18 protein-coding genes, 6 pseudogenes and 1 riboswitch are annotated in these 21,962 nt (G+C 70.7%); of the genes and pseudogenes, 7 read left to right on the top strand and 17 right to left on the bottom strand.

All coding sequences use genetic code 11. The features are described from left to right. From ACIRR9_RS49540 to ACIRR9_RS49490, 11 genes and pseudogenes are all read right to left on the bottom strand, one after another. Complete coding sequence (locus tag ACIRR9_RS49540) at nucleotides 1-1,128, bottom strand: LLM class flavin-dependent oxidoreductase (RefSeq protein ID WP_403766617.1); 1,128 nt, start codon at nucleotides 1,126-1,128, stop codon at nucleotides 1-3. Continuing rightward, nucleotides 1,121-2,203, bottom strand: coding sequence for an LLM class flavin-dependent oxidoreductase (locus ACIRR9_RS49535; protein WP_403766614.1), 1,083 nt, complete (start codon nucleotides 2,201-2,203; stop codon nucleotides 1,121-1,123). The genes ACIRR9_RS49540 and ACIRR9_RS49535 overlap by 8 nt, the downstream gene beginning before the upstream one ends. Further along, a complete protein-coding gene (locus ACIRR9_RS49530) occupies nucleotides 2,200-3,573 on the bottom strand; it encodes an NtaA/DmoA family FMN-dependent monooxygenase (RefSeq protein ID WP_403766611.1) in 1,374 nt (457 codons plus the stop codon). Before ACIRR9_RS49530 ends, ACIRR9_RS49535 begins: the two co-directional genes overlap by 4 nt. 22 nt (nucleotides 3,574-3,595) lie before the next feature. Further along, nucleotides 3,596-4,810: an LLM class flavin-dependent oxidoreductase gene (locus ACIRR9_RS49525; RefSeq protein ID WP_403766608.1), complete on the bottom strand. Its 1,215-nt coding sequence runs from the start codon at nucleotides 4,808-4,810 to the stop codon at nucleotides 3,596-3,598. A 68-nt stretch (nucleotides 4,811-4,878) separates the two neighbouring features. After that, entirely contained in the window at nucleotides 4,879-4,965 is an 87-nt protein-coding gene (locus ACIRR9_RS49520; RefSeq protein WP_311737268.1) for a putative leader peptide, read from the bottom strand. A gap of 215 nt (nucleotides 4,966-5,180) precedes the next feature. Beyond that, nucleotides 5,181-5,909 (bottom strand): annotated as a pseudogene (locus ACIRR9_RS49515) (GNAT family N-acetyltransferase); the annotation flags it as partial. Between the two features lie 91 nt (nucleotides 5,910-6,000). Then, nucleotides 6,001-7,026: a transporter substrate-binding domain-containing protein gene (locus ACIRR9_RS49510; RefSeq protein ID WP_403766605.1), complete on the bottom strand. Its 1,026-nt coding sequence runs from the start codon at nucleotides 7,024-7,026 to the stop codon at nucleotides 6,001-6,003. Nucleotides 7,027-7,140: 114 nt separating this feature from the next. Beyond that, nucleotides 7,141-7,929 (bottom strand): amino acid ABC transporter ATP-binding protein, encoded by a 789-nt coding sequence (locus ACIRR9_RS49505; protein ID WP_403766602.1) that lies wholly within the window; start codon nucleotides 7,927-7,929, stop codon nucleotides 7,141-7,143. Next, nucleotides 7,926-8,906 (bottom strand): amino acid ABC transporter permease, encoded by a 981-nt coding sequence (locus tag ACIRR9_RS49500; RefSeq protein ID WP_403766599.1) that lies wholly within the window; start codon nucleotides 8,904-8,906, stop codon nucleotides 7,926-7,928. Before ACIRR9_RS49500 ends, ACIRR9_RS49505 begins: the two co-directional genes overlap by 4 nt. A 389-nt stretch (nucleotides 8,907-9,295) precedes the next feature. Continuing rightward, nucleotides 9,296-9,407: riboswitch (SAM riboswitch) on the bottom strand. A gap of 76 nt (nucleotides 9,408-9,483) precedes the next feature. Beyond that, nucleotides 9,484-10,347, bottom strand: a complete 864-nt coding sequence (locus tag ACIRR9_RS49495; protein ID WP_403766596.1) for a glutathione S-transferase C-terminal domain-containing protein — start codon at nucleotides 10,345-10,347, stop codon at nucleotides 9,484-9,486. 92 nt (nucleotides 10,348-10,439) lie between these two features. After that, nucleotides 10,440-10,571 (bottom strand): putative leader peptide, encoded by a 132-nt coding sequence (locus ACIRR9_RS49490; RefSeq protein ID WP_365344909.1) that lies wholly within the window; start codon nucleotides 10,569-10,571, stop codon nucleotides 10,440-10,442. A gap of 160 nt (nucleotides 10,572-10,731) precedes the next feature. Between ACIRR9_RS49490 and ACIRR9_RS49485 the strand changes: the two genes are divergently transcribed. Both ACIRR9_RS49485 and ACIRR9_RS49480 read left to right on the top strand, forming a co-directional pair. Further along, on the top strand, nucleotides 10,732-10,989 hold the full coding sequence (locus ACIRR9_RS49485) for a hypothetical protein (RefSeq protein WP_403766593.1): 258 nt from the start codon (nucleotides 10,732-10,734) through the stop codon (nucleotides 10,987-10,989). Nucleotides 10,990-11,175: 186 nt separating this feature from the next. Continuing rightward, entirely contained in the window at nucleotides 11,176-11,985 is an 810-nt protein-coding gene (locus ACIRR9_RS49480) for a hypothetical protein (RefSeq protein ID WP_403766590.1), read from the top strand. A 1-nt stretch (nucleotide 11,986) separates the two neighbouring features. Here the strand turns inward: ACIRR9_RS49480 and ACIRR9_RS49475 are convergent, their stop codons facing one another. Then, the gene (locus ACIRR9_RS49475; protein ID WP_403766587.1) at nucleotides 11,987-12,328 is read right to left on the bottom strand and encodes a DUF2218 domain-containing protein; all 342 of its coding nucleotides are present in this window, start codon (nucleotides 12,326-12,328) and stop codon (nucleotides 11,987-11,989) included. Nucleotides 12,329-12,478: 150 nt separating this feature from the next. On the opposite strand from ACIRR9_RS49475, the pseudogene ACIRR9_RS49470 reads away from it, so the two are divergent. The 5 pseudogenes from ACIRR9_RS49470 to ACIRR9_RS49450 form a co-directional block, all read left to right on the top strand. After that, a pseudogene (locus tag ACIRR9_RS49470) lies at nucleotides 12,479-12,565 on the top strand (twin-arginine translocation signal domain-containing protein); the annotation flags it as partial. 62 nt (nucleotides 12,566-12,627) lie between these two features. Next, nucleotides 12,628-13,008, top strand: a pseudogene (locus tag ACIRR9_RS49465) (aldehyde dehydrogenase family protein); the annotation flags it as partial. Nucleotides 13,009-13,177: 169 nt separating this feature from the next. Next, a pseudogene (locus tag ACIRR9_RS49460) lies at nucleotides 13,178-13,638 on the top strand (iron-containing alcohol dehydrogenase). After that, a pseudogene (locus ACIRR9_RS49455) lies at nucleotides 13,581-13,898 on the top strand (iron-containing alcohol dehydrogenase); the annotation flags it as partial. The pseudogenes ACIRR9_RS49460 and ACIRR9_RS49455, both read left to right, overlap by 58 nt. Before the next feature lie 128 nt (nucleotides 13,899-14,026). Then, nucleotides 14,027-14,335, top strand: a pseudogene (locus ACIRR9_RS49450) (iron-containing alcohol dehydrogenase); the annotation flags it as partial. On the opposite strand, the gene ACIRR9_RS49445 reads toward ACIRR9_RS49450, so the two are convergent. The 5 genes from ACIRR9_RS49445 to ACIRR9_RS49425 form a co-directional block, all read right to left on the bottom strand. Continuing rightward, nucleotides 14,251-15,720 carry a multicopper oxidase family protein gene (locus ACIRR9_RS49445; RefSeq protein WP_403766584.1) on the bottom strand — a complete coding sequence of 490 codons (1,470 nt, stop codon included), beginning with the start codon at nucleotides 15,718-15,720 and terminating at the stop codon, nucleotides 14,251-14,253. The pseudogene ACIRR9_RS49450 and the gene ACIRR9_RS49445 sit on opposite strands and share 85 nt — an antisense overlap. A 694-nt stretch (nucleotides 15,721-16,414) precedes the next feature. After that, nucleotides 16,415-18,268 (bottom strand): RICIN domain-containing protein, encoded by a 1,854-nt coding sequence (locus ACIRR9_RS49440; RefSeq protein WP_403766581.1) that lies wholly within the window; start codon nucleotides 18,266-18,268, stop codon nucleotides 16,415-16,417. Nucleotides 18,269-18,334: 66 nt separating this feature from the next. Beyond that, the gene (locus ACIRR9_RS49435) at nucleotides 18,335-20,074 is read right to left on the bottom strand and encodes an amylo-alpha-1,6-glucosidase (protein WP_403766578.1); all 1,740 of its coding nucleotides are present in this window, start codon (nucleotides 20,072-20,074) and stop codon (nucleotides 18,335-18,337) included. 92 nt (nucleotides 20,075-20,166) lie between these two features. Further along, nucleotides 20,167-20,991, bottom strand: a complete 825-nt coding sequence (locus ACIRR9_RS49430; RefSeq protein WP_403766575.1) for a carbohydrate ABC transporter permease — start codon at nucleotides 20,989-20,991, stop codon at nucleotides 20,167-20,169. Continuing rightward, complete coding sequence (locus ACIRR9_RS49425) at nucleotides 20,988-21,950, bottom strand: carbohydrate ABC transporter permease (RefSeq protein ID WP_403766572.1); 963 nt, start codon at nucleotides 21,948-21,950, stop codon at nucleotides 20,988-20,990. The genes ACIRR9_RS49430 and ACIRR9_RS49425 overlap by 4 nt, the downstream gene beginning before the upstream one ends. Nucleotides 21,951-21,962: the final 12 nt, after the last annotated feature.

The following is a 21,962-nucleotide window of genomic DNA, read 5'->3' as shown; positions in this document are numbered from 1 at the left end:
TCAGCGCCGCGCCCACTCCTCGGCGAGGAGTTCGTACGAACGGACGCGGTCGCGTCGGCCGTGGGTGATCGTCGTGATGAGCAGCTCGTCGGCGCCGGTGGCCTCCTGGAGCTGTTCCAGCCGGTCGGCGACCTGCTGCGGGCTGCCGACGAACTGGGTGTCCAGGCGGTCCTGGACGAGTTCGCGGTCCTCGTCCGTCCAGACGTGGGCCCGGGCCTCCTCGGGGGTGGGGAAGGGGATGGCGCCCTCGGCCGTACGGATACTGCGGACCCAGGGGCCGTAGCCGGTGGCGAGTTCGCGGGCGGTGGCCTCGTCCTCGGCGACCACGACATCGGCGGAGACGCTGACGTACGGCTTGTCGAGGTGGTCGGAGGGCTGGAAGAAGGACCGGTAGCCGTCCACCGCCTCCAGGACGGTGGCCGGGCTGACGTGGTAGTTGGCGGCGAAGCGCAGGCCCCGGGCGCCCGCGGCCTCGGCGCTCTCGCCGCCGCTGCTGCCCAGGATCCACAGCTCGACGTCGGCCCCCTCCCCGGGCACGACATGGGCCTCGACGCCGTCCTCGGTGCGGTAGGTGCCGGCGAGCAGCGCGAGGATGTCGTCGATCTGCTCGGCGTACTCCTGGGACTCTGCGTTCGGGAGCAGGAGCAGGCTGCGCTGGAGCGCGATGCGCGGTGAGCCGAGGAGGCGGGCGAAGGAGAAGCGGGGCGGGATCAGCAGGCCGTTCGGTGCCCGGCCGTCGACCACGGGGGTCGCGGTCGCCGCCGGGGCCGCCTTCGCCGCCGGCGGACGGCCGCCGGAGCGGCCCAGGCCCAGATCGAGGCGGCCCGGATGCAGGGCGTCGACCAGGCCGAACTCCTCGACCGTGGACAGCGCGGTGCGATGGCCGAGTTGTACGGCGCCGGAGCCCAGCCGGATGGTGGAGGTCGCGGCCGCGGTCAGCGCGAGGACGACCGCGGGGGACGTGCCGGCGACGCCCGGGTTGAGGTGGTGCTCGGCGAACCAGTACCGGGCGTAGCCGAACTCCTCGGCCCGCTGGGCGAGTTCGATGGAGTTGCGCAGGGCGTCGGCGGCGGAGGCGCCGCTCGGTATCGGCACCAGGTCGAGGACGCCGAGGGGGATGTCAGACATGCGCGGGCTCCTCGGCGGCCGGCAGCACGGGGGCCCAGGCGAACGGCGGGTCCGGGATCTCCGCACGGAGCACGGGCGCGACCGCGGACTGGAACAGCTCAAGGGAGTCACGGTGCTGGGCGTCCGTCAGCCCGCCCGCGTCCGCGTGCAGATGCAGCACGGTGTGCCCGAACTGCCCGTGGTAGCGGCGGACCTTGTCGATGATCTGCTGCGGGCTGCCGATCAGGGCCGAGCTGCGCTCGACGAAGTCCTCGGCCGTCTCGAAGACCACCGGCAGACCGGCCTTCTTCTGGAACGCGAGGTTGCTCTCGAAGACCGGCCGGTACACCTCCAGCGCCTCCTGCGAGGTCGGCGCCACGTAGAGGCCCGCCGTGCCCGCGCCGACGGCGATGTCCGCCGGGTCGTGGCCGTAGTGCTCCCAGCGTTCGCGGTAGTACCGGATCAGCTCGGCGTACGGCTCTATGGGGTTGGTGACGTTGGCGGAGAACAGCGGGTCGCCGTAGCGGGCGGCGAGGTCCACGGACTCCTTGCTGGTCGCGCTGCCGTGCCAGACCCGGACCGGCCGCTGGTAGGGGCGCGGCCAGACCTCGGCGTCCGTCAGTTCCGGCCGGAACCGGGTCCGTGCCGTCACCCTGTCCTCGCGCCAGAGCCGCCGGAACACCTCGTAGCTCTCGGCGTTGCGGTCCCACTGGTCCTCGGGGGTGACGTGGAACAGCTCGCGCTGGGCGGTGCCGTTGCCCTTGCCGATGATCAGGTCCAGCCGGCCCTCGGAGAGGTGGTCGAGGGTCGCGTAGTCCTCGTAGGCACGGACCGGGTCGAGCAGACTGAGCGTGGTGACGGCGGTGATGAGGCGGATGCGCCGGGTGAGGGCGGCGACATGGCTGAGGACGACGGTCGGGGAGGAGGAGATGAACGGCCGCTCGTGCCGCTCCCCCACCCCGAAGCCGTCGAAGCCCAGCTCCTCGGCGAGCACGGCGTTGTCGAGCACTTCGCGGAACCGGTCGTGGGTCGGCTTCCGGACGCCGGTGAGCGGATCCGGGCGGTGCACGATCAGGGTGATCGCCAGGAACTTCATGACGCGGCCCGCTCGCTGCGCTTCTCGTCGGGGTGCGCGAGGCCCAGGTGGTCGCGGAGGGTGGTGCCCTCGTACTCGGTGCGGAACACACCCTGCTCCTGGAGCAGCGGTACGACCGTGTCGGCGAAGCCGTCGAGGCCGCCGGGGGTGATGTGCGGGACCAGGATGAAGCCGTCGGCGACGTCCGCCTGAACGAAGTCGTTGATCGTCCTGGCCACCGTGGCCGGGGAGCCGACGAAGGTCTGCCGGTTGCCGGTGTTGATCACCAGGTCGCGGATGGACCACTTGTTGGCCTCGGCCAGCTCCCGCCACTCACGGGCGATGGCGATCGGGTCGCGGTACATCCTGACCTGGGCCCGGCCCCGGGAGATGTGCTCCTCGGCCACCAGCGGATCGACGTCCGGCAGCGGGCCTTCCGGGTCGTAGGCCGACAGGTCCCGGTTCCAGACGAACTCCAGGTGCTTGAGGGCGGTGGCGCCACTCACCTGCTGCCTGCGCACCTGGTGGGCGATCTCCTCCGCCTCCTCGTCGGTGTCGCCGAGGACGAAGCTGGCGGCGGGCAGGATGAGCAGGTCGCCGGGGGCCCGGCCGTACTTGGCGAGGCGGGACTTCACGTCCGTGTAGAAGGCCTGGCCGGCGTCGAGGGTGGCGTACCGGCTGAAGATCGCGTCGGCACTGGAGGCGGCGAACTCGCGGCCCTCGTCGGACTCGCCGGCCTGGAAGATCACCGGGCGGCCCTGCGGGGAGCGCGGGACGTTGAACTGGCCGTGGATGTCGAACTGGGCGCCCTTGTGCACGAAGGAGCCGGCCCCGGCGTCCCGCAGGAAGGTGCCGGTGGCCTGGTCGGCGAGGATCTCGTCGCCGTGCCAGGAGTCGAAGAGCTCGTTCGCGGTGGTGAGGAACTCCTTGGCGCGGGAGTAGCGCTCATCCTGCGGCAGGAAGCCGCCGCGCCGGAAGTTCTCACCGGTGAAGGCGTCCCAGGAGGTGACCACGTTCCAGGCGGCCCGGCCGGCGGAGAGGTGGTCGAGGCTGGCGAACTGGCGGGCCACCTCGTAGGGCTCGTTGAAGGTGGAGTTGATGGTGCCGGTCAGGCCGAGACGGTCGGTGACGGCGGCCAGTGCGGCGAGGATCGTGAAGGTGTCGGGGCGACCGACCACATCCAAGTCGTATATTTTCCCACCCTGTTCGCGCAGCCGCAGGCCCTCGGCGAGGAACAGGAAGTCGAACTTGGCGCGTTCGGCGGTCCTCGCGAAGTGCGCGAAGGAGCTGAACTCGATGTGGCTGCCGGCGGCCGGATCGCTCCACACGGTGGTGTTGTTGACACCCGGGAAGTGCGCGGCCAGGTGGATCTGCTTCAGCGGCTTGCTCATGACGGTGTGCGGTCCTTCCGGCTCAGGCGAGGGCGGCGGCATAGCGGTTGGCGGGGCGGGAGAGCCCGAGGAGTCCGCGCAGGGTGTCGGCCTCGTAGGCGGTCCGGAAGCGGCCGCGGCGCTGGAGTTCGGGGACCAGGTCCTGTGTGATGCGCGGCAGGTCGTGGCCGAGGACGGCGGGCCGCAGCCGGAAGCCGGACAGCCCCTCCGCCGCGAACTCCTCCAGGAGGTCGGCGAGTTGGGCAGCCGTGCCGGTGAAGATCCGGGCGTCGCTGGTCAGCGCGCCGCCGTCCAGGGTGTCGAGGCGCTCCTTGCGGGCGGTGGCCGTGGCCGGGTCGTCGTCCAGGAAGACCACCAGGTCGCCGAAGACGTGCACGGTGTCGCCGGCCCGTCCGGCGGCCTCCTGTTCGGCGCGGATCTCGGCGACGATCGCGCGGGCGTCGGCGGTGTCGTGCGGGGTGACGTAGCCGACGTCGGCCTGACGGGCGATCAGGCGGTAGGGGACGGTCTGGTGGCCGAGGGCGGTGACGAGGGGCTGCCCCTGCGGCGGGCGCGGGGTGATGGAGGGGCCCTTGACGCTGAACTTGCCGCCCTCGAAGTCGATGTAGTGCAGCTTGTCGCGGTCGATGAAGCGCCCGGTCGCCGCGTCCCGGATCTCGGCGTCGTCCTCCCAGCTGTCCCAGAGACGGCGCACGGCCTCGATGTGGTCGGCGGCCTCGTCGAAGTGCTCGGCGAGCCGCTCCTGCCCGGCCGGGGTGCGCAGTTCCGTCAGGGAGATCGGCGGGAACGTGCGCCGGCCGAAGTGGTCCGCCTCGTGCGGGCGGGCGGAGACCTGCACCCGGACCCCGGCGCGGCCGGTGCTGACGTAGTCGAGCGTGGCGATCGCCTTGGAGATGTGGAACGGCTCCGTGTGGGTGGCGATCACCGTCGGCACCAGGCCGATGTGGCTGGACAGGGGTGCGATACGGGAGGCGATCAGGACGGCGTCCAGGCGGCCGCGGACCTGGTCGGTACGGCCGTCCAGCTCGCCGTAGTGCGAGGACTGCAGGCCGAGGCCGTCCTCGATGGTGACGAAGTCGAGTAGCCCCCGCTCGGCCTCGGCGACCAGGTCGGCCCAGTATCCGGCGGTGAACAGCTCACGGGGGCGGGCGACCGGCTCGCGCCAGGAGGCGGGGTGCCAGCCGGTGCCGTCGAGGGCGACGGCGAGATGCAGGGGAGAAAGGGGTGCTGAGGACACAAAGGTGCCTTCCTGAAGATCCGTACGAGGGCACGCCGACCGGGGAGGGCGCAGCTGGGGGTACCGGGTCAGGCACTACAGAGCGCGCCGGCCACGCGCTGGAGGTCGATATGGGGCCGGGAGTGGAGGCGGGCGGAGCGGAGTACACGTGTCATGTGCCGTGCCTCCGCCCGGTCGTCTTCCGCCGTCGACGGGTTCAACGGCACGGCTGTTCCGTTTCTTCCTGGCCGACGGCCGGTGTGGGCTGTTGCCGGCCGGCGGCCGGTGTGGGCTTTCGCCGGCCGGCGGCCGCGGTGGGCTCTTGCCGGTGCCGGACGGCGGTTGCGGCGGGTTCTTGCCGGACGGCGGTTGCGCCGGGCTCTCGCCGGACGGTGGTTCCGGTGTGCCGTACGAGCGCGAAGACCGTGCGGCGGCGCAGGGTGAAGCCGATCGACTCGTACAGCCGGATCGCGTCGGCGTTGTCGGCCCGGGCGTGCAGGAAGGGCTGCTCGCCGCGCTCCCTGATGCCGGCCGCGACCGCGCGGACGAGGCGGGTGGCCAGCCCCCGGCCGCGGTGACCTGGGTCGGTGCACACGGCGCTGATCTCGGTCCAGCCGGGCGGGTGCAGCCGTTCCCCGGCGAGGGCGATCAACCTGCCGCGGTGCCGGATGCCCAGGTAGGTACCCATGTCGATGGTGCGCGGCAGATAGGGGCCGGGCTCGGTGCGGGCGACCAGGTCCAGGATCTCGGGCACGTCCTCCGGGCCGAGTCGTACGGCTTCGGGGGCGGGCTCGGCGCGCAGGCCGGTGTCGACGAGCTGGACGCCGTTGCCGATGCGGAGGATCTCCCAGCCGTCGGGTGCCTCGGTCACACCCCGCACCGCGGCGGTGCCGCCGGGGCCGACGAGGGATGCCAGGTCGGCCCAGGCCCGGGGGTCGCCGGCGTCGGCGACGGCGTGGAAGCCGGCCACGTCGGCGGGGTAGCGGGCGGCCCTGCCGACCCGTTCGGCCAAGTGGGCGTGCGGGCCGGTGAGGGCGGCCCAGGCGGGGTTGTCGAGGACGTGGGAGGGAGGGAGGGCTTCGGGGTGCGAGGAGGGGGCTTCGATGCGAGTGGCGGACATCGGTGACGGTCTCCGGGGTGCGACGCTGCGGTGTACCGCGCTCGGGGACCCTGCCGCGGGGCGGCGGCCGGGTCCCCCTGCGTGCGGTGGGTCAGGAGTTGTCCAGCGGCAGCCCGGGCGGGTTGACCTCGGACTTGGCGACAGCCTCGTTGGAGAGGTTGTACGCCTTGAGCCACTCGGCGTACTGACCGTTCTTGATCAGATAGTTGATGGCGTCCGCAAGGGGCTTGGCGAGGCCGCTGTCCTTCTTCGCGGTGGCCGCGATCAGGCCCTGGAGGCTGGCGCCCGCGCCGGAGTAGGTGCCCGCGGTGCGGGTGGCGTTGGGCGTGTTCGCGGTCTGTCGGTTGTGGTAGGCGAAGCCGGGGTTGGGGCCGAAGGAGGCGTCGACCTTGCCGCTGGACACGGCAAGGTAGGTGCTGTTGCTGTCCTGGAAGTACTTGACGTTGAGCTTCTTGCCCTCCTTGGCGAGCTTCGCCTTCCACTCCAGGAGGATCTTCTCCTGGTTGGTGCCGGAGCCGACGGCGATCGTCTTGCCGGCGAGGTTCTCGTAGTTGCCGTCGAAGTTCCAGGTGCTCTTCTTCGGTACGAGGAAGGCGAGGTTGTCCTGCCGGTAGGACGCGAACTCGTACTTCTTCTTGCGCTCCTCGGTGTCGGTGACGTTGGAGAAGGCCACGTCGACCTTGCCGCTGTCGATGCCGACGAACAGGTTCTCCCAGGTGGAGTTCTGGACTTCGGGCTCGAGTCCGAGGACCGCGGCGACCAGGCGGCCGAGGTCGGGCTCGGAGCCGGTCAGGGTCTTCTGGTCGCTGCCGGTGAAGGCCAGCGGCGGGAAGCCGGCGGGCAGGGCGCCGATGCCGATCTCCAGCTTGCCGCTCTTCTTGACGGCGGCGGGCAGTTCGGCGCTGATGGACTTGACCTCGGAGACCTTGATGGTGGTCTGGGTGGCGGCGCCGTTGGACACCTGGCCGACGACGACCTCGCCGGACTTGGCGGTGCCGGTGGTGGTGGCCGCGTCGCTGTTGCCACCGCAGGCGGCGAGCCCGGTGGCGAGGGAGGCGACGGCGGTGGCCGCGGTGATGCCTCTGATCAGGCTGCGTCGGGTGAAGTGGGTAGACATGGCCGTTCCTTGTCGGTGCCGGTGATGAGGGTGAGGGCGTGAGGGGAAGTCGAGGGGTGCGGCCGGAGGCCGGAGCGCCTTGCGTCAGAGCGCCTTGCGGCGGAGGACCTTGATTCAGAGGACCTTGCTGAGGAAGTCCCTGGTCCGCTCGTGCTGTGGCTTGTCGAGGACCTCGGAGGGCGGGCCCTGTTCGACGATCCTGCCGCCGTCGATGAAGACGACCCGGTCGGCGATCTCGCGGGCGAAGCCGATCTCGTGGGTGACGATGACGAGCGTGGTGCCGCTGGTGGCCAGGTCCTTGATGACGTAGAGGACCTCGCCGACGAGCTCGGGGTCCAGGGCGGAGGTGGGCTCGTCGAAGAGGATGACGCCGGGGCGCAGGGCGAGGGCGCGGGCGATGGCGACACGCTGCTGCTGGCCGCCGGACAGCTGCCGGGGGTAGGCGCCCACGCGTTCGCCGAGGCCGACGCGTTCGAGGAGTTCCTTGGCCAGCGCCTGGGCTTCGGGCTTGGTCAGCTTTCCGGTGGCGACGGGGGCGGCGGCCACGTTGTCCAGCGCGGTCAGGTGCGGGAAGAGGTTGAAGTTCTGGAAGACGAAGCCGATCCGGCCGCGCTGGGCCAGGATGGCGCGCTCGCTCAGCTCCTTGAGCCTCTCGCCCTGCCGCTTCACCCCGATCAGCTCGTCGTTGATGCTGACGTAGCCGATCTCGGGCTTCTCCAGGTGGTTGACCACCCTGAGGAGAGTGGACTTGCCGGAACCGGACGGGCCGATGACGACGGTGACCTCGCCGGGGCGGATGGTCAGGTCGACGCCGTCGAGGACGCGGTGGGCGCCGTACCACTTGTGGACGTCGTGGATCTCCAGGGCGGCGGGGGCCGTCCCCAGGGTGTCGACGGTGCTCATACGGCGGCCTCCCGGCGGATGCGGGCGCGCAGGTCGGTGAGGCCGGCCCGCAGTTTCTGCAGGGGCGTCGGCGGCAGGGAGCGGGTGGCGCCCCGGGCGTAGTACCGCTCGACGTAGAACTGGATCACCGAGACGACGCTGGTGAGGATCAGGTACCAGGCGGTGACCACCAGCAGCAGCGGCACGATGTCGCCGGGGTAGGTGGAGCCCATGCTCTGCGCGGTGCCGAAGAGGTCGAGCAGCGAGACGTAGAAGACCAGCGAGGTGCTCTTGATCAGGCCGATGAGCTGGTTGACGTAGTTCGGGATGATCGACCTGAGCGCCTGCGGGAAGACTATCTTCCGGAACTGGTAGCCCTTGGGCAGACCGAGCGCGGCGGCCGCCTCGTGCTGGCCCTGGTCCACGGAGAGGATACCGCCGCGGACCACCTCGGCCGCGTAGGCCGCCTCGTTGAGGCTGAGGCCGATGACGGCGATGACCATGTCGGTGGCGAGCTTCGACTCGTCGAAGGAGAAGAAGGCCGGACCGAACGGGACACCGACGCTCAACGTCCTGTACAGGGCGCTGAAGTTGTAGAGGAAGAGCAGCACCACGATGAGCGGGATGGAGCGCAGCGCCCAGACGTACGTCCAGCTGACCGCGCGCAGCACCGGGCTCTTCGAGAGCCTGGCCAGGGCCAGCAGGACGCCGCCGAGAAGGCCCAGCACCGCGCTGTAGGCGGTGACTTCGAGGGTGATGACCAGCCCGTCGAGGATGGTCGGCCGCAGGAACCAGTAGCCCCAACGGTCCCACTGGTAGAAGGGGTTGGTCACCAGTCCGTGAACGAACTGGGCGGCCAGCACCAGGACGACGGCGGTGGCGATCCACCGTCCCGGTCTGCGCAGCGGGGTGACCCGCTGCGCTGCGAGGGGTTTTGACGGTTTGTCAGTGGGCGGTGCCTCGGGGGCGGCGATGGTGGCGCCTGGGGGTTCACTCATGGTGGGCTCCGGCGGAGTCGGACACCCCGGATCCCACGGCCGGGGACGCGGCACAGGACCGTGTTCGGGCACGGCTCGATGCTGCGGGGGCGCGCGGGACACGGGGGCTGGGCGGACGGCGTCACACCGGACGGCCGGTGCTTGGGTCAGGAACGCTGAGACGCGAAGCTGCGGGTACTGGGCGAAAAGGCCTGGTCAGACCCGACAGCGGGCACAGCCCGGTGCGGTACACGCGCTACACAGGGCACTGTTGACGCGGAGCAGGTCGACGGCACGGTCGGCGACCAGCGGGTTCGGGTACGGCTGTACGCAGCCCTGGGGGCGGCGCCGGGCCGTCCTGGGAGCTGCGTACATGTCCGCCACCTGTCACTGTCGGGATGGCCCGAAGGGCCTCGCGCTTACCGAACGTCGTCATCCGGTCGGGTCGTCACCTGGGGCACCCCACCGCGAAGCGAGGGTTGCCGGTCAGCAAGCCAGGGCTTGATGCTGACGCTCTTGACCGTTCTGGCCGTAAGTAAGTCATCCGCCCGAACGAATGTCAACGGCTGTCCGGTTGGTGGAACGGTCCGGGCCGCTCTCACCTGCGGGAAGTGTCCGCCGCATGCCCCGTCCAGTCCAGGATCTGGACGGCCGCACCGGCGGCTTCCAGGCCCTGGCAACGGCCCTGGTGGCGGCGGGAGATGCCGTCGAGGTCGAGGTGGACGCCGAAGGCGGGGTGCCCGGCCAGCCGCCGGGCGTAGGCCCACAGCGCGGGATGGTCGGCGATGCGGTGCACGGCGGAGGCGTCCAGGTGGTTGCGGTGCACGGTGTCGAGCTGCACCAGCGCGACCCACAACTCCACGTCGGCTGCCGTGAGTTGACCGCCCACCAGGAACTCCACGCCGGTCAGCCGGCGCTCCAGTTCGCCGAGCGCGGTGAGCAGGACGTCGAGCGCCGCCGGGTCGCCGCCCTCGCGGCCGGCGCGCTGCGCCGCCTGCTCGATGCCCTGCGAGCACAGCCGCTCGACGGCCTCGATCTCCGCTTCGGCGCCGCACGGATAGAGCCGGGTGACGCCGTCGCCGAAGTGACGGTCCAGGTCGCGCAGGATGTCGCGGCCGTGGTTGCTGACGATCCGCCCGGACCAGTCGTCGCTGAGCACGGGCGCGAGGGCCGGACCGGAGTAGTGGTGGGCGCTCGCCTCGTACAGCGGGCGCAGGGCCGCGTGACTGCCGTCGGGACAGTCGGGGACGGCGGGCAGGAAGGTGACCGGACAACAGTCGTCCAGGGCCAGGAGGCTGTGGCCGACGGCGATACGGAGGCCGTCGGGACAGGCGGTGGCGAGGTGGAGCCGGTAGCGGCGCGGCACTGCGTAGTGGCCGCTGCGCGCGTCCTGGCCGATGCGTCCCCGGAAGGCGGGGGCGGTACGGACGGACGGGATGGCGGCGAGCGGAGTGATGGACATGCGTCTCCCCGGGTGCGGGCGCGCGGACGTACGCGCGGCGGAAGCGTTCGTCGATGGGTGGGCGCTCGGCTCGTACGGCTGAGGGCGGGCGCTCAGCCTCTGCGGCTGATGGCGCTGCAGACACGGAGCAGATCGATGTGCAGGCGGGAGGTGAGCAGGGGGGCCGGGCAGGGCGTACGGCTCTCACGGCGCTGTCTGCCGGTGACCGTCCGCAGGCGACCCATCTTTCCCTACCTTTTCACTAGGATTCCCATCTGGAGTGTCGATCGGCCTCCGCCCGGCGTCAAGAGGGCGTCCACGCCTGGGACACCCGGCGCCGACTTGCCGTCGGCCGGGCGGGGCTGTCCGCTGGAGAAGCAGGCCGAGCGACAGGAGCCGGATCCGATGACCGAGCCCCCGGGTCCCGGGCCGGTGCCCGGTGCCGTGCCCGAGACCTTCGTGTTCACCTGCGGGAGCTGCGGCAAGGTCTGGGAGGCCGTCTTCCAGGCGGTCTTCTTCACCGACCCGACAGCCGACCCGGGCCTGCAGAGCACCCTGGAGTACGTCGACGAGGCGGGCCGGGCCGTACGGTCGCCGCTCGCCGACGCGGTGTGCCCGCGCTGCGGCAGCCGCAGGGTACGGATCACGGCTCCGGGTTCATGACACTCACGGGTCCAGATCACCGGTCACCGCCTCACCGGCCCACGACGCTCACCCGAATGACACGTGCGGGTGGTCGGCAGTCGTGCCGGATGGTGGCGTGGAGGCACGTACCGACGTTCTCTCGTGGCGGGACGCGCCAGCGCCTTCCCCGGAGTGACGTACCGCGTTCCCGAGGAGGCAGTCGCGATGACCCGTCCGTCCCGACCCGCGCGTGTTCTCGCCTCGGCCCTGGCGGCGGGGACCCTGCTCGCCACGGCGGCCTGTGCGGACGGGAGCGGCACCCCCGAAGCCTCGACCGTCTCACCGGCCGCCGAGCGCTCCCCCGCCCCGTCCGCGACCCCCGCCCTCACGGGGGCGGGCGCACAGGCCGCGCTGATCACGCCGGCCGACATCGAGGATGACTGGCAGCTGGCCAACGACGCCGCCACCTGGCGCAACACGATGCTGGTCGGCAAGGTCGACGTGGCGCAGTTCCTCACCGCCAAGGCCGATGCCGCCGACTGCCAGCGGCTGCTCGACGGCCTGTACTCCGACAGCCTCCTCGGCCGCACCACCGGGGCCTCGGGACTGCGCGGGTTCACCTCGCAGGACTCCCGGCTGCTCTACCAGGTCGGCGACTACGGCTCGGCCAACCTGAACGCCACACTGGACTGGCTGAAGTCCCTGCCGGAGAAGTGCAACCAGTTCACCGCGACCGCCGCCGACGGCAGCCCGCGCACCGTGCAGGTCGTCGAGTACAAGGAGCCGCCGAAGGCGGGCGACGCGCTGGCGGCGCTCACGGTCACCGTCCAGGGCACCCCGAACGGGCAGCCCGCCAAGACCACCCTGGACGTCGCGGTGTTCCGCGTCGGCGCCTCCGGGGCCGCGGTCACCAACGGCGGCCTTTCCGGCGTCGACCACGACAGCACCATGCTGGCCCTGCAGAACGGCGCACAGCGCCTCAAGGACGTCCTGTCCGGCAAGACCCCGGCACCACTGCCGAGCCAGTTCGACTAGTTCAGTGAGGCATCGGGTCCTCGGCGTTGCGTTGGGTGGTGCCCGGGTCGCCGTTGTCGCGGTGCCATTCGACGAGGAGTTCGTCGCGGGCGCCGAAGCGCACCAGGTGCCGGCCGACGACGGCCTCCAGGAGGTCGAGGTGCTCGGCGTCCGCCTCCACCGCGAGCAGCAGCGCGCCCTCGCCGGCAAAGAGGGTGCCGGTGCCGCCGTTCTCGAAGGCGATCGTGCCCAGGCCGCTCTCCTCGTCCCAGTCGGTCTGCGCACGGCGGCCGAGGTGTGAGGCGAGCTGCTTGGCATAGCGGGCGGGGCGGTCGGTGGTGACGCGGGCTTCGGAGCGGGCCATCCTGGACTCCCGGTGTGCGGGCGTACGTTGACGGACTCACGCTACGTCCAGTCCTGCGGCTCGCCTTGACGCCCCACTGGTTTCACCACTCACCTCACGTGTTGAACCAGGCCCGCCCGACTCCATTTCCCCCACGTACGGGGTTCCCGCATGCCCAACTCCCACCGCACCTGCCCCTGGACGCGCCGCAGGGTGCTCGGTATGACCGCCGGCGGCACCGCGGCCGCCGCTCTCGGTGCGTTCAACCCGACCGGCGGCGAGGGCTCGACGCGGGACGACATGGCGACGGTCAGGCCCTCGGCCGCCATCCCGAGGTCGGCAGGATCGCCTTCACCGGCTCGGCGGAGGTGGCCCGGCTCCTCCAGGTGTACGCGGGCGAGTCGAACGGCAAGCAGGTCGCCGCGGAGGCGGGCGGCAGGTCGCCCCAACTGGTCCTGGCCGACGCCGACATCGAGTCCGCCGCGTCCGCCGTGGCGTGGGGGATCTTCCACAACGCGGGACAGACCTGCAACGCCGGTTCCCGGGTCGTCGTCCACGCCTCGGTGAAGGACCGGCTCCTCGACGCCGTACGGCGGATCACCGACGAGACCTTCCGCGTCGGCGCTCGATCCCGGTCCGCTTCTACGAGGTCCTGGCCGGACGGGAGTTCCGGCTGCCGCGCCCGGAGGAGGCCCTGCTGAGCGCCCCCGCCTGAGCCGAACCGTCCTCCTCCCCCCTTCCCCGCGTCACCAGGAGCCGTACGCCACGGGCGAGTCCCTCAGCAGTCAGCTGACCGTCGACCCCACCTGCCGTATCGAGTTCGGCCCCGGCCGCCTCGCCCATCTCCCGGACCTGGTCTCGTCCCTCGGTATGAGCCGCGCCTTCGTGGTGACCGATCGCGGGCTGCGGGCCGCCGGGGTCGTCGGCCAGGTGGTCAAGGTGCTGGGCGCGGCGGGCGTCGAGCACGGTGAGTACGACGGGGTGGGCGCCAACCCGTCCACCGGCAGCGTCGACAAGGCGCCTCTCAGGCACCGGAGTTCGGCCCGGCGGTCGTCGTGGCCCTCGGCGGGGGCTCGGTCCTGGACGCGGCCAGGGGCATCTCGTTGCTCGTCGGGAACGCGGACGCGTCGGCGGCGGACGCGGACGCACTGCGGGAGGCGCTCGACGGGCTGCCGCTGATCGCGGTTCCGACCGCCTCGGGAACGGGTGCGGAGACCAACGGCTTCGGGGTCATCGAGGACACCGCAGCCCGCAGCCCGCAGCCCGCAGCAAGGTGTACCTCGGTCATCCGTCGGTCAAGCCGCGGATCGCGCTGCTGGACCCGGAGCTGACGCTCGGCCTGCCCGCCCGGATCACCGCCGCCACCGGCATCGACGCCCTGGTGCACGGCATCGAGTCACTGGCCTCGCGGGGTGCGAACCCGGTGTCGGTGGCGTACGCGACCCAGGCGGTGGCGATGGTCGGCCACTGGCTGCCGATCGCCCATCGCGACGGCTCGGACCTGGAGGCCCGCGCCGGGTTGATGCTCGGCGCGCACCTGGCGGGTCAGGCGCTGTCCGTCTCGGGACTGGGCCTCGTCCACGGGATCGGCCACGCGCTCACCGCCCACACCGGCACCCCGCACGGCGTCGCACTCGCCGCCGTACTGGAGGAGTCCCGGAGTTCGGCGCACCGGCCGCCCAGGACGCGTACGGGCAGACCGCCCGCGCGTTCCGTCTCACCCCGCCCGCCGACGGCGACTGGGCCCGCGCGGCGATCGACGCGGTCCGCGAGATCTCCGGCGCGCTCGGCATCCATCGGCCCCTGCACGACCTCGGCGTCACAACGGACCTGCTGCGCCCCATCGCCGCGGGCGCCCTCGCCGACGCGGTGACCCGCAACGCGCCGCGGCAGCCGGCGGAGGAGCAGATCCTCGGGATCCTCTCGGCGGCGTTCCAGGCCGGCTATCTGTCGATCTGCAGCACGGACATCATGCCCAGGTCCTCGTGGTTGAGGACGTGGCAGTGGAGCACGGTCCTGCCCGGGTAGTCCAGGAAACGGGTCCGGATCACCATGTTCCCCCGCTGGGGGATGTCCACGGTGTCCTGGAAGCCGTAGTTCCGCTGCGGCTTCCCGTCGATGCTCATCACCTGGAAGTCATTGGTGTGCACATGGAAGGAGTGCACCTCGTCGGTGTTGTTGCGGATGGTCCATTCCTCGACGGTGTTCAGCTTGACCCGGAAGTCGACGCGACGGTGGTCGAACTGCTTGCCGTTGACATAGAACCTGGTGCCCGCCTTGTTCTCGGTGTAGATGATCGTCTTGCGGGCGACGACACGAGCTCTGCCCAGGTCGTCGGCCGGAGCGAACGTGGTCGGCAGGGGCTGGGCGGTCATCGGCTCGCCGGCGGTCCGCACGGTGGCGAGCGCGGCCCGCGGGAACTGGTTGCCGGCCTTCCCCGTGTTGTACGGCAGTGTCTCCAGCAGCCGTGTCCCCCGCGATCCGCCCTGCACGAGTACGTCGTAGCGGGCGCCGGCCGGAATGACGATCGAGTCGGCCGAGTAGACCGTGTTGACCGGGTAGCCGTCCTGCGCGACGACATGGAACTTCTGCCCTTTCAGGGCCACCTTGTAGAAGATGTTCGAGCTGATGTTCGCCAGCCGCCACAGTTGGGTCTCGCCGGGCCGGATGGTGATGAGCGGGTTGAGCTGACCGTTGACGGTGCGGGTGGTCGGCGCCCCCATCTTCAGGTTCTGTGTCTTGATCTCGTCGCGGACGATCTGGAAGTCCTTGAGAGCGATCACGTGTTCGGTGATGTGGCGCAGCTCGGGCGGCAGGTACTTGTCCAGTCCGTCCACGACGATGATGCCGGACATCCCGCCGCCGGTCTGGGCCGCGGAGAGCGTGTGGGCGTGCGGGTGGTACCAGTAGGTACCGGGTTCGAGGGTCTTGGGGAACTGGTAGGCATAGTGGTACGTCCGGCCCGGGGCGATGCTCAGGAAGATGTTGTCCGAACTCCCCGACGGCGAGACATGCATTCCGTGCACATGGAGGTTCGTCTGCTTGTCCAGCCGGTTCTCGAATGCGATCTCCATTCGGTCTCCGGGCTTGATGCGCAGGGTGGGCGGCATGAACCGACCGTTGTAGGTCAGGGCCCAAAGCCGCCGGCCCGCGAGTTCGACCTTTTTCCGCTCGACGACGACACGCGTCTTCAGCAGTCCGTTCTCGCTCACCAGTTGCTCCGGGTCCCGCAGTGCGGCCGTGGCCGGTCCGGTGAGGGCCGGTGACGGGGAGACCGCGTCCGACCTGGACGACGCCGGCGACGCGTGGACGTGCACATCGTCCTGCGCACTGGCGCCGCAGCCCGACGTCAGGACGAGCGCGGCGAGGGAGGATCCGGTCGCGGACCACCCCCGTGCGAAGCGCGAATGCATCCCGGTCTCCCTTGCGCAGGCGTTCCGTGTTCGCCGGACATTCCGGATCTTCGGTCGCCATCATGCACCGGTGTCGGCCGCACCGGATTCAGCGACCCACGGGAGAGACAAGAAACGGGCGCCCTCCCGCGATATCCGAGGGGCTACGTCGAATTCGGGGAGTGCTCACGGAGAACCGGTGCACAAGTCGGGACGACACGATCCGAACCTGCGCCCCTTTGACGCCCAGTTACAGCGGCCGGTCAGAGGAGTCCGTGAGTCGGGTACGGGAGACGCACCTGCCGGTTGTGCGACGTCAGTGCAGCAGCGGGGTGATGAACCGAGCCGCGTCGGTGACACCTTCGACGGCGTCCTGGACCCCTGTCCCTGCCGCTCAGCGGCTCCCCCTCGTCTTCCACACCAGGACGATGTCCACTGGATTGCGACAAGCCACGTGCAACGAGACAAGAGCCACCTCAAAGCGGGACACCGTCTCACTCAAACCTGTCTCGGCCCCCGCACCGCAAGGCCGACACACAGATCAATGCGCCAAGCCACAGCTCGATGCGACGGGACACTCGTGGAAAGGGCCACTGACAGAACGGACGATGGAAACGGCCAAGATCCTACGTCGATGGAGATTTGACAACAGGATTTCGGGCGGTCGCCGCCGATGTCACGGAATCAGCGTGCGGCGACCGCCCGGTGAGAGGTGTCAGGCCTTTCCGAGAAGGCGCCAGATCTGGTTCTTCTTCGTGGTCAGGACGCTCGCGGCGTCGCAGGTCCACTGGTGGACCAGGGCGCGGGGCGCGGTGGAGACGTCGGAGACGTCCACGCACTTGCCGCTGTGCACGGCGACCAGCTGGTAGTCGTGGCTGTTGCCGAGCGCGGTGACGGGGCTCAGGGTGAACTGCTGGTTGGTGGCGCCGTTGCAGGTGTACTGGATGACGGCGGCGCCGTCGGCGGTGGACGCGCCGGAGACGTCGAGGCACTTGCCGCTGAGCTCGTCGACCACCGTGTAGGTGTTGGTGGTGCCGCTCACCGGCTTGAGGTCGAGCATCTGCTGGTAGCCGCCCTCGCAGTAGTACTGCTGGTACTGGGTGCCGTCGGCGGTGCTGAGGCCGGTGTCGTCCAGGCACTGGCTGCTGTTCTGGCTCACGGCCACGGTGGAGACGGTGGTGTTCGACGGCGGGAGCAGGGTGACGGTGTAGCCGTCCTGGGCGGTCGTCCAAGGGATGGACAGGGACGCCGCGTTGCCGCTGACGGTCAGGGTGGTGTCGGCGACGGTCTCCGGACCGGTCACCGCGGCGCCGCTGTTGTACGGGACGCGCTGGACGACCGCGCGGACCTTGCCGCTCTCCACCACCGACGTCGTGTTCAGACCGGTGAGGTTGACGGTGACGGTCCCGGTGTTGCCGTTGCTGCCGAGCAGGATCTTCGCGTTCTTCGCGGTGTTGTCCTTGGTGGCCAGGCCGTCGGTGTTGGTGCCGGGGACGAGGTTGACGATGTTGCCGCTCTGGGAGCCGTAGTAGCGGTACATGAACCACTCGCCCAGGGGCAGGTACTGACCCGCGCTGTTCTTGGTGAGCAGGTTGGCCTCGTCGTCGTGCAGCCCGGTGCCGGAGGCCCAGTTGCCGCGCAGGCCGTCCGCACCGGCCCGCTCCAGTCGGCCGATGAACCAGGCGCCGCCGCCCGGGGACTGCATGGACAGGGTGGCGTACTCGTTGATCTGGTAGGCACGGGTGTTGGTCAGGCCGGCCGCGGCGAGCGTCGAGTCGGCGCGGCCGACGTCGGTGACCGGGTCGCCGGGCTCGTCGTGCCAGCTGTAGATGTCGGGCGCGACGTTGTTGGCCTTGACGTACGACAGGTACGTGGTCCACCAGGTGTTGGAGGAGTTGGGCTGGCCGGCGGTGCTGGGACCGACGATGAGCTGGCTCGGGAACGCGGCCCGGACCTTGGCGTAGAAGCGCGACCACATCTGCAGGTACTGCGTCTGCGACGCGCCCCAGAAGCCGCTGCCGTCCGGCTCGTTCCACAGGTCCCACTCGACGGTCATGCCGTTGGCTTTCACGTCGCTGATCAGCTGGGTGACGAAGGCGTCGAACTGCGTCCAGTCGCCGTTGTCGCCGGGCCAGCCCTGGCTCGTGGTGCCGTCGGCACCCCACAGGTCGTGCGGCAGCAGGACGAAGGTGCCGCCCAGGGCGACGGTCCGCCTGTACTGGGCGAGGGTGGAGGCCCAGCGGGTCTGGTAGTCGGCGAGGCTGGTGGCGTAGCCGCCGCTGTTGAGCTGGGCGCCGCCGGCCCGCATGAAGTGCCACTTGATGTCGGTGAAGAAGTGGTCCTGCGGGAGTGAGCCGTCCGGCGTCATACCGTAGATCATTCCGGAGGCGTGGTAGGTGGGGGCGCCTCCGGCGGTGGCGAAGTCGACGGTGACGCTGGTGTTGGCGGCCCGCGAGGGGGTGGCGGGCAGCAGGGTGGCGGCGAGGGCGGTCAGGAGGACGGCGACGGAGGCGGTTGCCCGGCGCCGCAGGCGGGTGGTGGGTCTGGGGAGAATGGCGGGCGAGGTCATCGTGCGGCTCCTCGGGGGGATGAACCGGGGCCCGGTCGGCCCCGGAGCGGGGCGGGAGACGGCCGCTCAGCGGCGGCCCTCTCGGTGTGCGTGGGCCTCGGCCAGCAGCAGGTAGCCGGCGGCGGTCCAGGTGTAGGCGCGGTCACGCAGACCCGTGCCGGTGACGGCGTCGAAGTTCTCGGCGAAGCCATGGGTCTCGCACAGGGCGCGGAAGCGGGCACTGATCTCGTCCGCCAGCCGGTGGTGACCGGCCCGGCGCAGGCCGTCCTCGACCAGGACGGTCGCGGGCGCCCAGATCGGGCCGCGCCAGTAGCCGTCGGCGAGATAGTGCGGTGAGGCGGGCAGTTCGGTGGCCAGGCCGTACGGCGTCAGGTGGGCCTTGATCCGGTCGGCCAGCGCGCTGCTGACCTCGCCGGGCAGGTGCTCGCCCAGCACCACGGGCATCAGGTCGAGCAGGCTCGCGCTGCTCCAGGTGTCCCCGGTGGCGACCGACCGGGTGACGAAACGGTCTCCGGTCCACAGCTCCGTGAGGAGCGCCGTCCGGATCTCCGCGGCGGTCCGCTGCCAGTGCCTGCTCTCGTCAGGCCGCCGCAACTCCCCTGCCAATTGGGAGAGTTCGTGGAGCTGGAGGACGAGAAAGGCGGCCAGGTCGGCGGTCTCGACGACCCGCTCGGGGTCGAAGACGGTGGCGTTGTCCCAGCCGCTGTCGTTGCCGTGCTGGTAGTGGGCCAGTTCGGATCCGGGGGCGCGCCGTGCGGTGAGCCAGAAGGTGGTCCAGCGCGCCAACTGTTCGTACGTGCTGGTGAGTTCGGTCTCGTCCAGCGGTGTCGGCAGTCGGCGGCGCAGCAGGCCGAAGGCCCAGCCGTGGATGGGCGGTTTGACGAAGTTGTGGAGTACCTCGGAGTGGGTGACCGAGTCGGGCAGGGCGCCGCTCGCGTCCTGGTGGTCGAAGGGCAGGGCGAACTGGTCCATGGCCAGTTCGGAGCAACCGGGCGCCAGGGTAAGGGCGTTGAAGCAGTGGTCCCAGCTCCAGACCTTGTCCATCCAGTGCTTGGACATCAGTACGGCGGGCCGGGTGACCAGTCCCGTGGGGCGTACGGTCGCCGACCACAGGACGTAGGCGGCGAGTTCGGCGGCCGGAGTGGCGGACGAGCGCCATGGGGCGACCCGGTCGACGAAGTCCGCGAAGGCGCCCCGCGCGGCCTCGACCACCTCGTCGAAGCTCGCCGAGGCCGTGAACGGCGGGCGGGCGGTGTCGAGTTCCTCGATCGCGATCTCCCAGACCCCGCCCGGCGCCGCGGTCAGGACCAGACTCCGGTCGGCGCGACCGAGGGCCTGGGCGCCCGTCGTCTCGGCGAGGGTGCCGGACACCACGGTGACGCGGTAGCGGCGGCCGGTCTCGTACGACGTGAACACGTGGGCGTCCGTCGCCGGATCGCGGAAGAAGTACGTGCCGCTGAACGGCGTCAGGGCGGGAGCGGCCGCGGCGACCCTGACGCCCAGGCCGCTCCCCCGCAGCCGCACGGTGTCCGGCGCCCCGTAGGCCAGGTCGATACGGCCGCTCGTGCCGGCCCAGCCGAGCAGGGCCGGGGTCGCCTCGACACGGGTCTCCGCCCGGTCCCCCGTGGCCGGGTCCAGGGGGGTCAGGCGCAGGACGGCGTGCATGCCGTTCTGGTGCGAGACGAGGTGGAGATCGTCGGCGTACGTCTTCTCGGCCACCACGGGGGATATGCCGAACCATGATCCGTACGTGCTGAACGGGATGTCGTGGACGGAGAAGGCCGGACCGGGTCGGACGGCGGTCATGAAGGGCGACTCGATTCTGCAGCAGGGGGCAGTGACCGGCCGACCGGGGTGCGGACGGCTCGGCGGCGCTGGGGCGTCGAGAGGGAAGCGGCTCAGTCCTTGACCGCACCGGCGGTCACGCCGGCGGCGACGTAGCGCTGGGCGAGGACGAGGATGACCGCGGCGGGCAGCGAGGCCACGACAGCGGTCGCCATGATGGCGTTCCACTCCTGGTTGTTGTTGCCGATGTAGTGGTAGATGCCGAGTGTGATCGGCTCGTGGGCGCCGCCGTTGACCAGCGTGGAGGCGAAGACGAAGTCGGACCACGACCACAGGAACGCGAACAGGGACACGGTGACGACGGCGTTGCGGCTGATCGGCAGCACGATCGACCAGAAGGTGCGCAGCGGCCCGGCCCCGTCCGTCCGCGCCGCCTGGAGCAGTTCGCCGGGGATGCCGGACATGAACGCGGTGAAGACGAGCACGGCGAACGGGACGGCCAGGGTGGAGTCGGCGACGATCAGGCCGGGCACGGACTGGAGCAGGCCCAGCTGAAGGTAGACGGCGTAGAAGCCCATCGCCATGATGATCCCGGGGATCATCTGGGCGGCCAGCAGGAGGAAGCTCAGGACCCCGCCGCCGCGCGGGCGCAGCTTGGCGAGGGCGTAGCCGGCGGGAGCGGACAGCGCGACGGTCAGGACGACGGTGCCCAGGCCGATGACGAGACTGGTGCCGAGGTAGGGCAACTGCTCGGCGAGGACGGCGCGGTAGCCGGCCAGGGTGCCGTGCAGCGGCAGGAGGTCGGGCGGGCTCTTGCGCATGTCCTGTTCGCGGGTGAAGGAGACGTTCAGCATCCAGTAGACGGGGAAGAGCATGATCCCGGTCAGCAGGAGGCCGACGGCGGTCTTCCCCCAGGTCCTTCGACTGTGCCGGTTCACGACGCCTCCTGTCTGCGCTGGACCCGGAGGTAGACCAGGCCGAAGACCAGGGCGGCGGCGACGAGCAGGTTGCCGACGGCCGCGCCCGGGCCGAAGGCGGGCAGCAGGTTGCCGAAGCCGAGCTGGTAGGACCAGGTGGCGAAGGTCGTGGACGATTCCGCCGGGCCGCCCTTGGTCATGATCCAGATGATGTCGAAGACCTTGAGCGTGTAGACCAGCCCCAGCAGCAGGGTGATGGCGGACACCGGACGCAGCAGCGGGAGGGTGATGCTCCAGAAGCGCCGCCAGGCGCCCGCGCCGTCGAGGGCGGCGGCCTCGTACAGTCCGGCCGGGATGGACTGCAGGCCGCTGTGGAGCACGACCAGGTTGAACGGGACGCCGATCCAGATGTTCGCGATGATCACCGAGGCCAGTGACCAGGACGGCGAGGTCAGCCAGTTCACCGGGCCGATGCCCACGGTGTGCAGGGCGGAGTTGACGACACCCGAGTCGCTGTTGAGCATCCACGACCAGGTGGAGGCGGACACGATCAGGGGCAGCAGCCAGGGCACCAGGAACAGGGCGCGCAGGGTGGCCGAGAGCCGGAAGTGCTGGTGGAAGAAGACCGCGAGGGCCAGGCCGATGGCGTACTGGAAGGCGAGGCACACGACGGTGAACACCACGGTGTGCAGCAGGGCCGGGGCGAAGGTCGGGTCGTCGAGGACGGTCCGGTAGTTGCGCAGTCCGGTGAAGGGCGCGTCCCCCTGGACGAAGGACCTGACGGTGTAGTCGCGCAGGCTGAGGTCGAGATTGCGGTAGAGCGGATAGGCGTAGAAGAGGGCGAGGTAGAGAGTGACCGGGGTGAGGAAGGCCCAGGCGGCCCACTGCGGGGAGGGGGCACGGCGCCCGGCCCGAGGGAGGACGGTGCCGCTGGGTGCGGGCACCGGCCGACGGCGCCCCACTTGCGTCGTGTGACTCATCAACAGGCTCCG

This window comes from Streptomyces sp. NPDC101234, assembly GCF_044767525.1.
Classification (GTDB): domain Bacteria; phylum Actinomycetota; class Actinomycetes; order Streptomycetales; family Streptomycetaceae; genus Streptomyces; species Streptomyces sasae.
This window is presented reverse-complemented; position numbering and strand designations above follow the sequence as displayed.

Coding starts and splice junctions, on each gene's coding strand:
- ACIRR9_RS49485 (WP_403766593.1), top strand. CDS start 10,732: ATGACCGAGCCCCCGGGTCCCGGGCCGGTGCCCGGTGCCGTGCCCGAG.
- ACIRR9_RS49500 (WP_403766599.1), bottom strand. CDS start 8,906: ATGAGTGAACCCCCAGGCGCCACCATCGCCGCCCCCGAGGCACCGCCC.
- ACIRR9_RS49540 (WP_403766617.1), bottom strand. CDS start 1,128: ATGTCTGACATCCCCCTCGGCGTCCTCGACCTGGTGCCGATACCGAGC.
- ACIRR9_RS49495 (WP_403766596.1), bottom strand. CDS start 10,347: ATGTCCATCACTCCGCTCGCCGCCATCCCGTCCGTCCGTACCGCCCCC.
- ACIRR9_RS49480 (WP_403766590.1), top strand. CDS start 11,176: ATGACCCGTCCGTCCCGACCCGCGCGTGTTCTCGCCTCGGCCCTGGCG.
- ACIRR9_RS49440 (WP_403766581.1), bottom strand. CDS start 18,268: ATGACCTCGCCCGCCATTCTCCCCAGACCCACCACCCGCCTGCGGCGC.
- ACIRR9_RS49535 (WP_403766614.1), bottom strand. CDS start 2,203: ATGAAGTTCCTGGCGATCACCCTGATCGTGCACCGCCCGGATCCGCTC.
- ACIRR9_RS49520 (WP_311737268.1), bottom strand. CDS start 4,965: ATGACACGTGTACTCCGCTCCGCCCGCCTCCACTCCCGGCCCCATATC.
- ACIRR9_RS49445 (WP_403766584.1), bottom strand. CDS start 15,720: ATGCATTCGCGCTTCGCACGGGGGTGGTCCGCGACCGGATCCTCCCTC.
- ACIRR9_RS49490 (WP_365344909.1), bottom strand. CDS start 10,571: ATGGGTCGCCTGCGGACGGTCACCGGCAGACAGCGCCGTGAGAGCCGT.
- ACIRR9_RS49505 (WP_403766602.1), bottom strand. CDS start 7,929: ATGAGCACCGTCGACACCCTGGGGACGGCCCCCGCCGCCCTGGAGATC.
- ACIRR9_RS49530 (WP_403766611.1), bottom strand. CDS start 3,573: ATGAGCAAGCCGCTGAAGCAGATCCACCTGGCCGCGCACTTCCCGGGT.
- ACIRR9_RS49475 (WP_403766587.1), bottom strand. CDS start 12,328: ATGGCCCGCTCCGAAGCCCGCGTCACCACCGACCGCCCCGCCCGCTAT.
- ACIRR9_RS49510 (WP_403766605.1), bottom strand. CDS start 7,026: ATGTCTACCCACTTCACCCGACGCAGCCTGATCAGAGGCATCACCGCG.
- ACIRR9_RS49435 (WP_403766578.1), bottom strand. CDS start 20,074: ATGACCGCCGTCCGACCCGGTCCGGCCTTCTCCGTCCACGACATCCCG.
- ACIRR9_RS49425 (WP_403766572.1), bottom strand. CDS start 21,950: ATGAGTCACACGACGCAAGTGGGGCGCCGTCGGCCGGTGCCCGCACCC.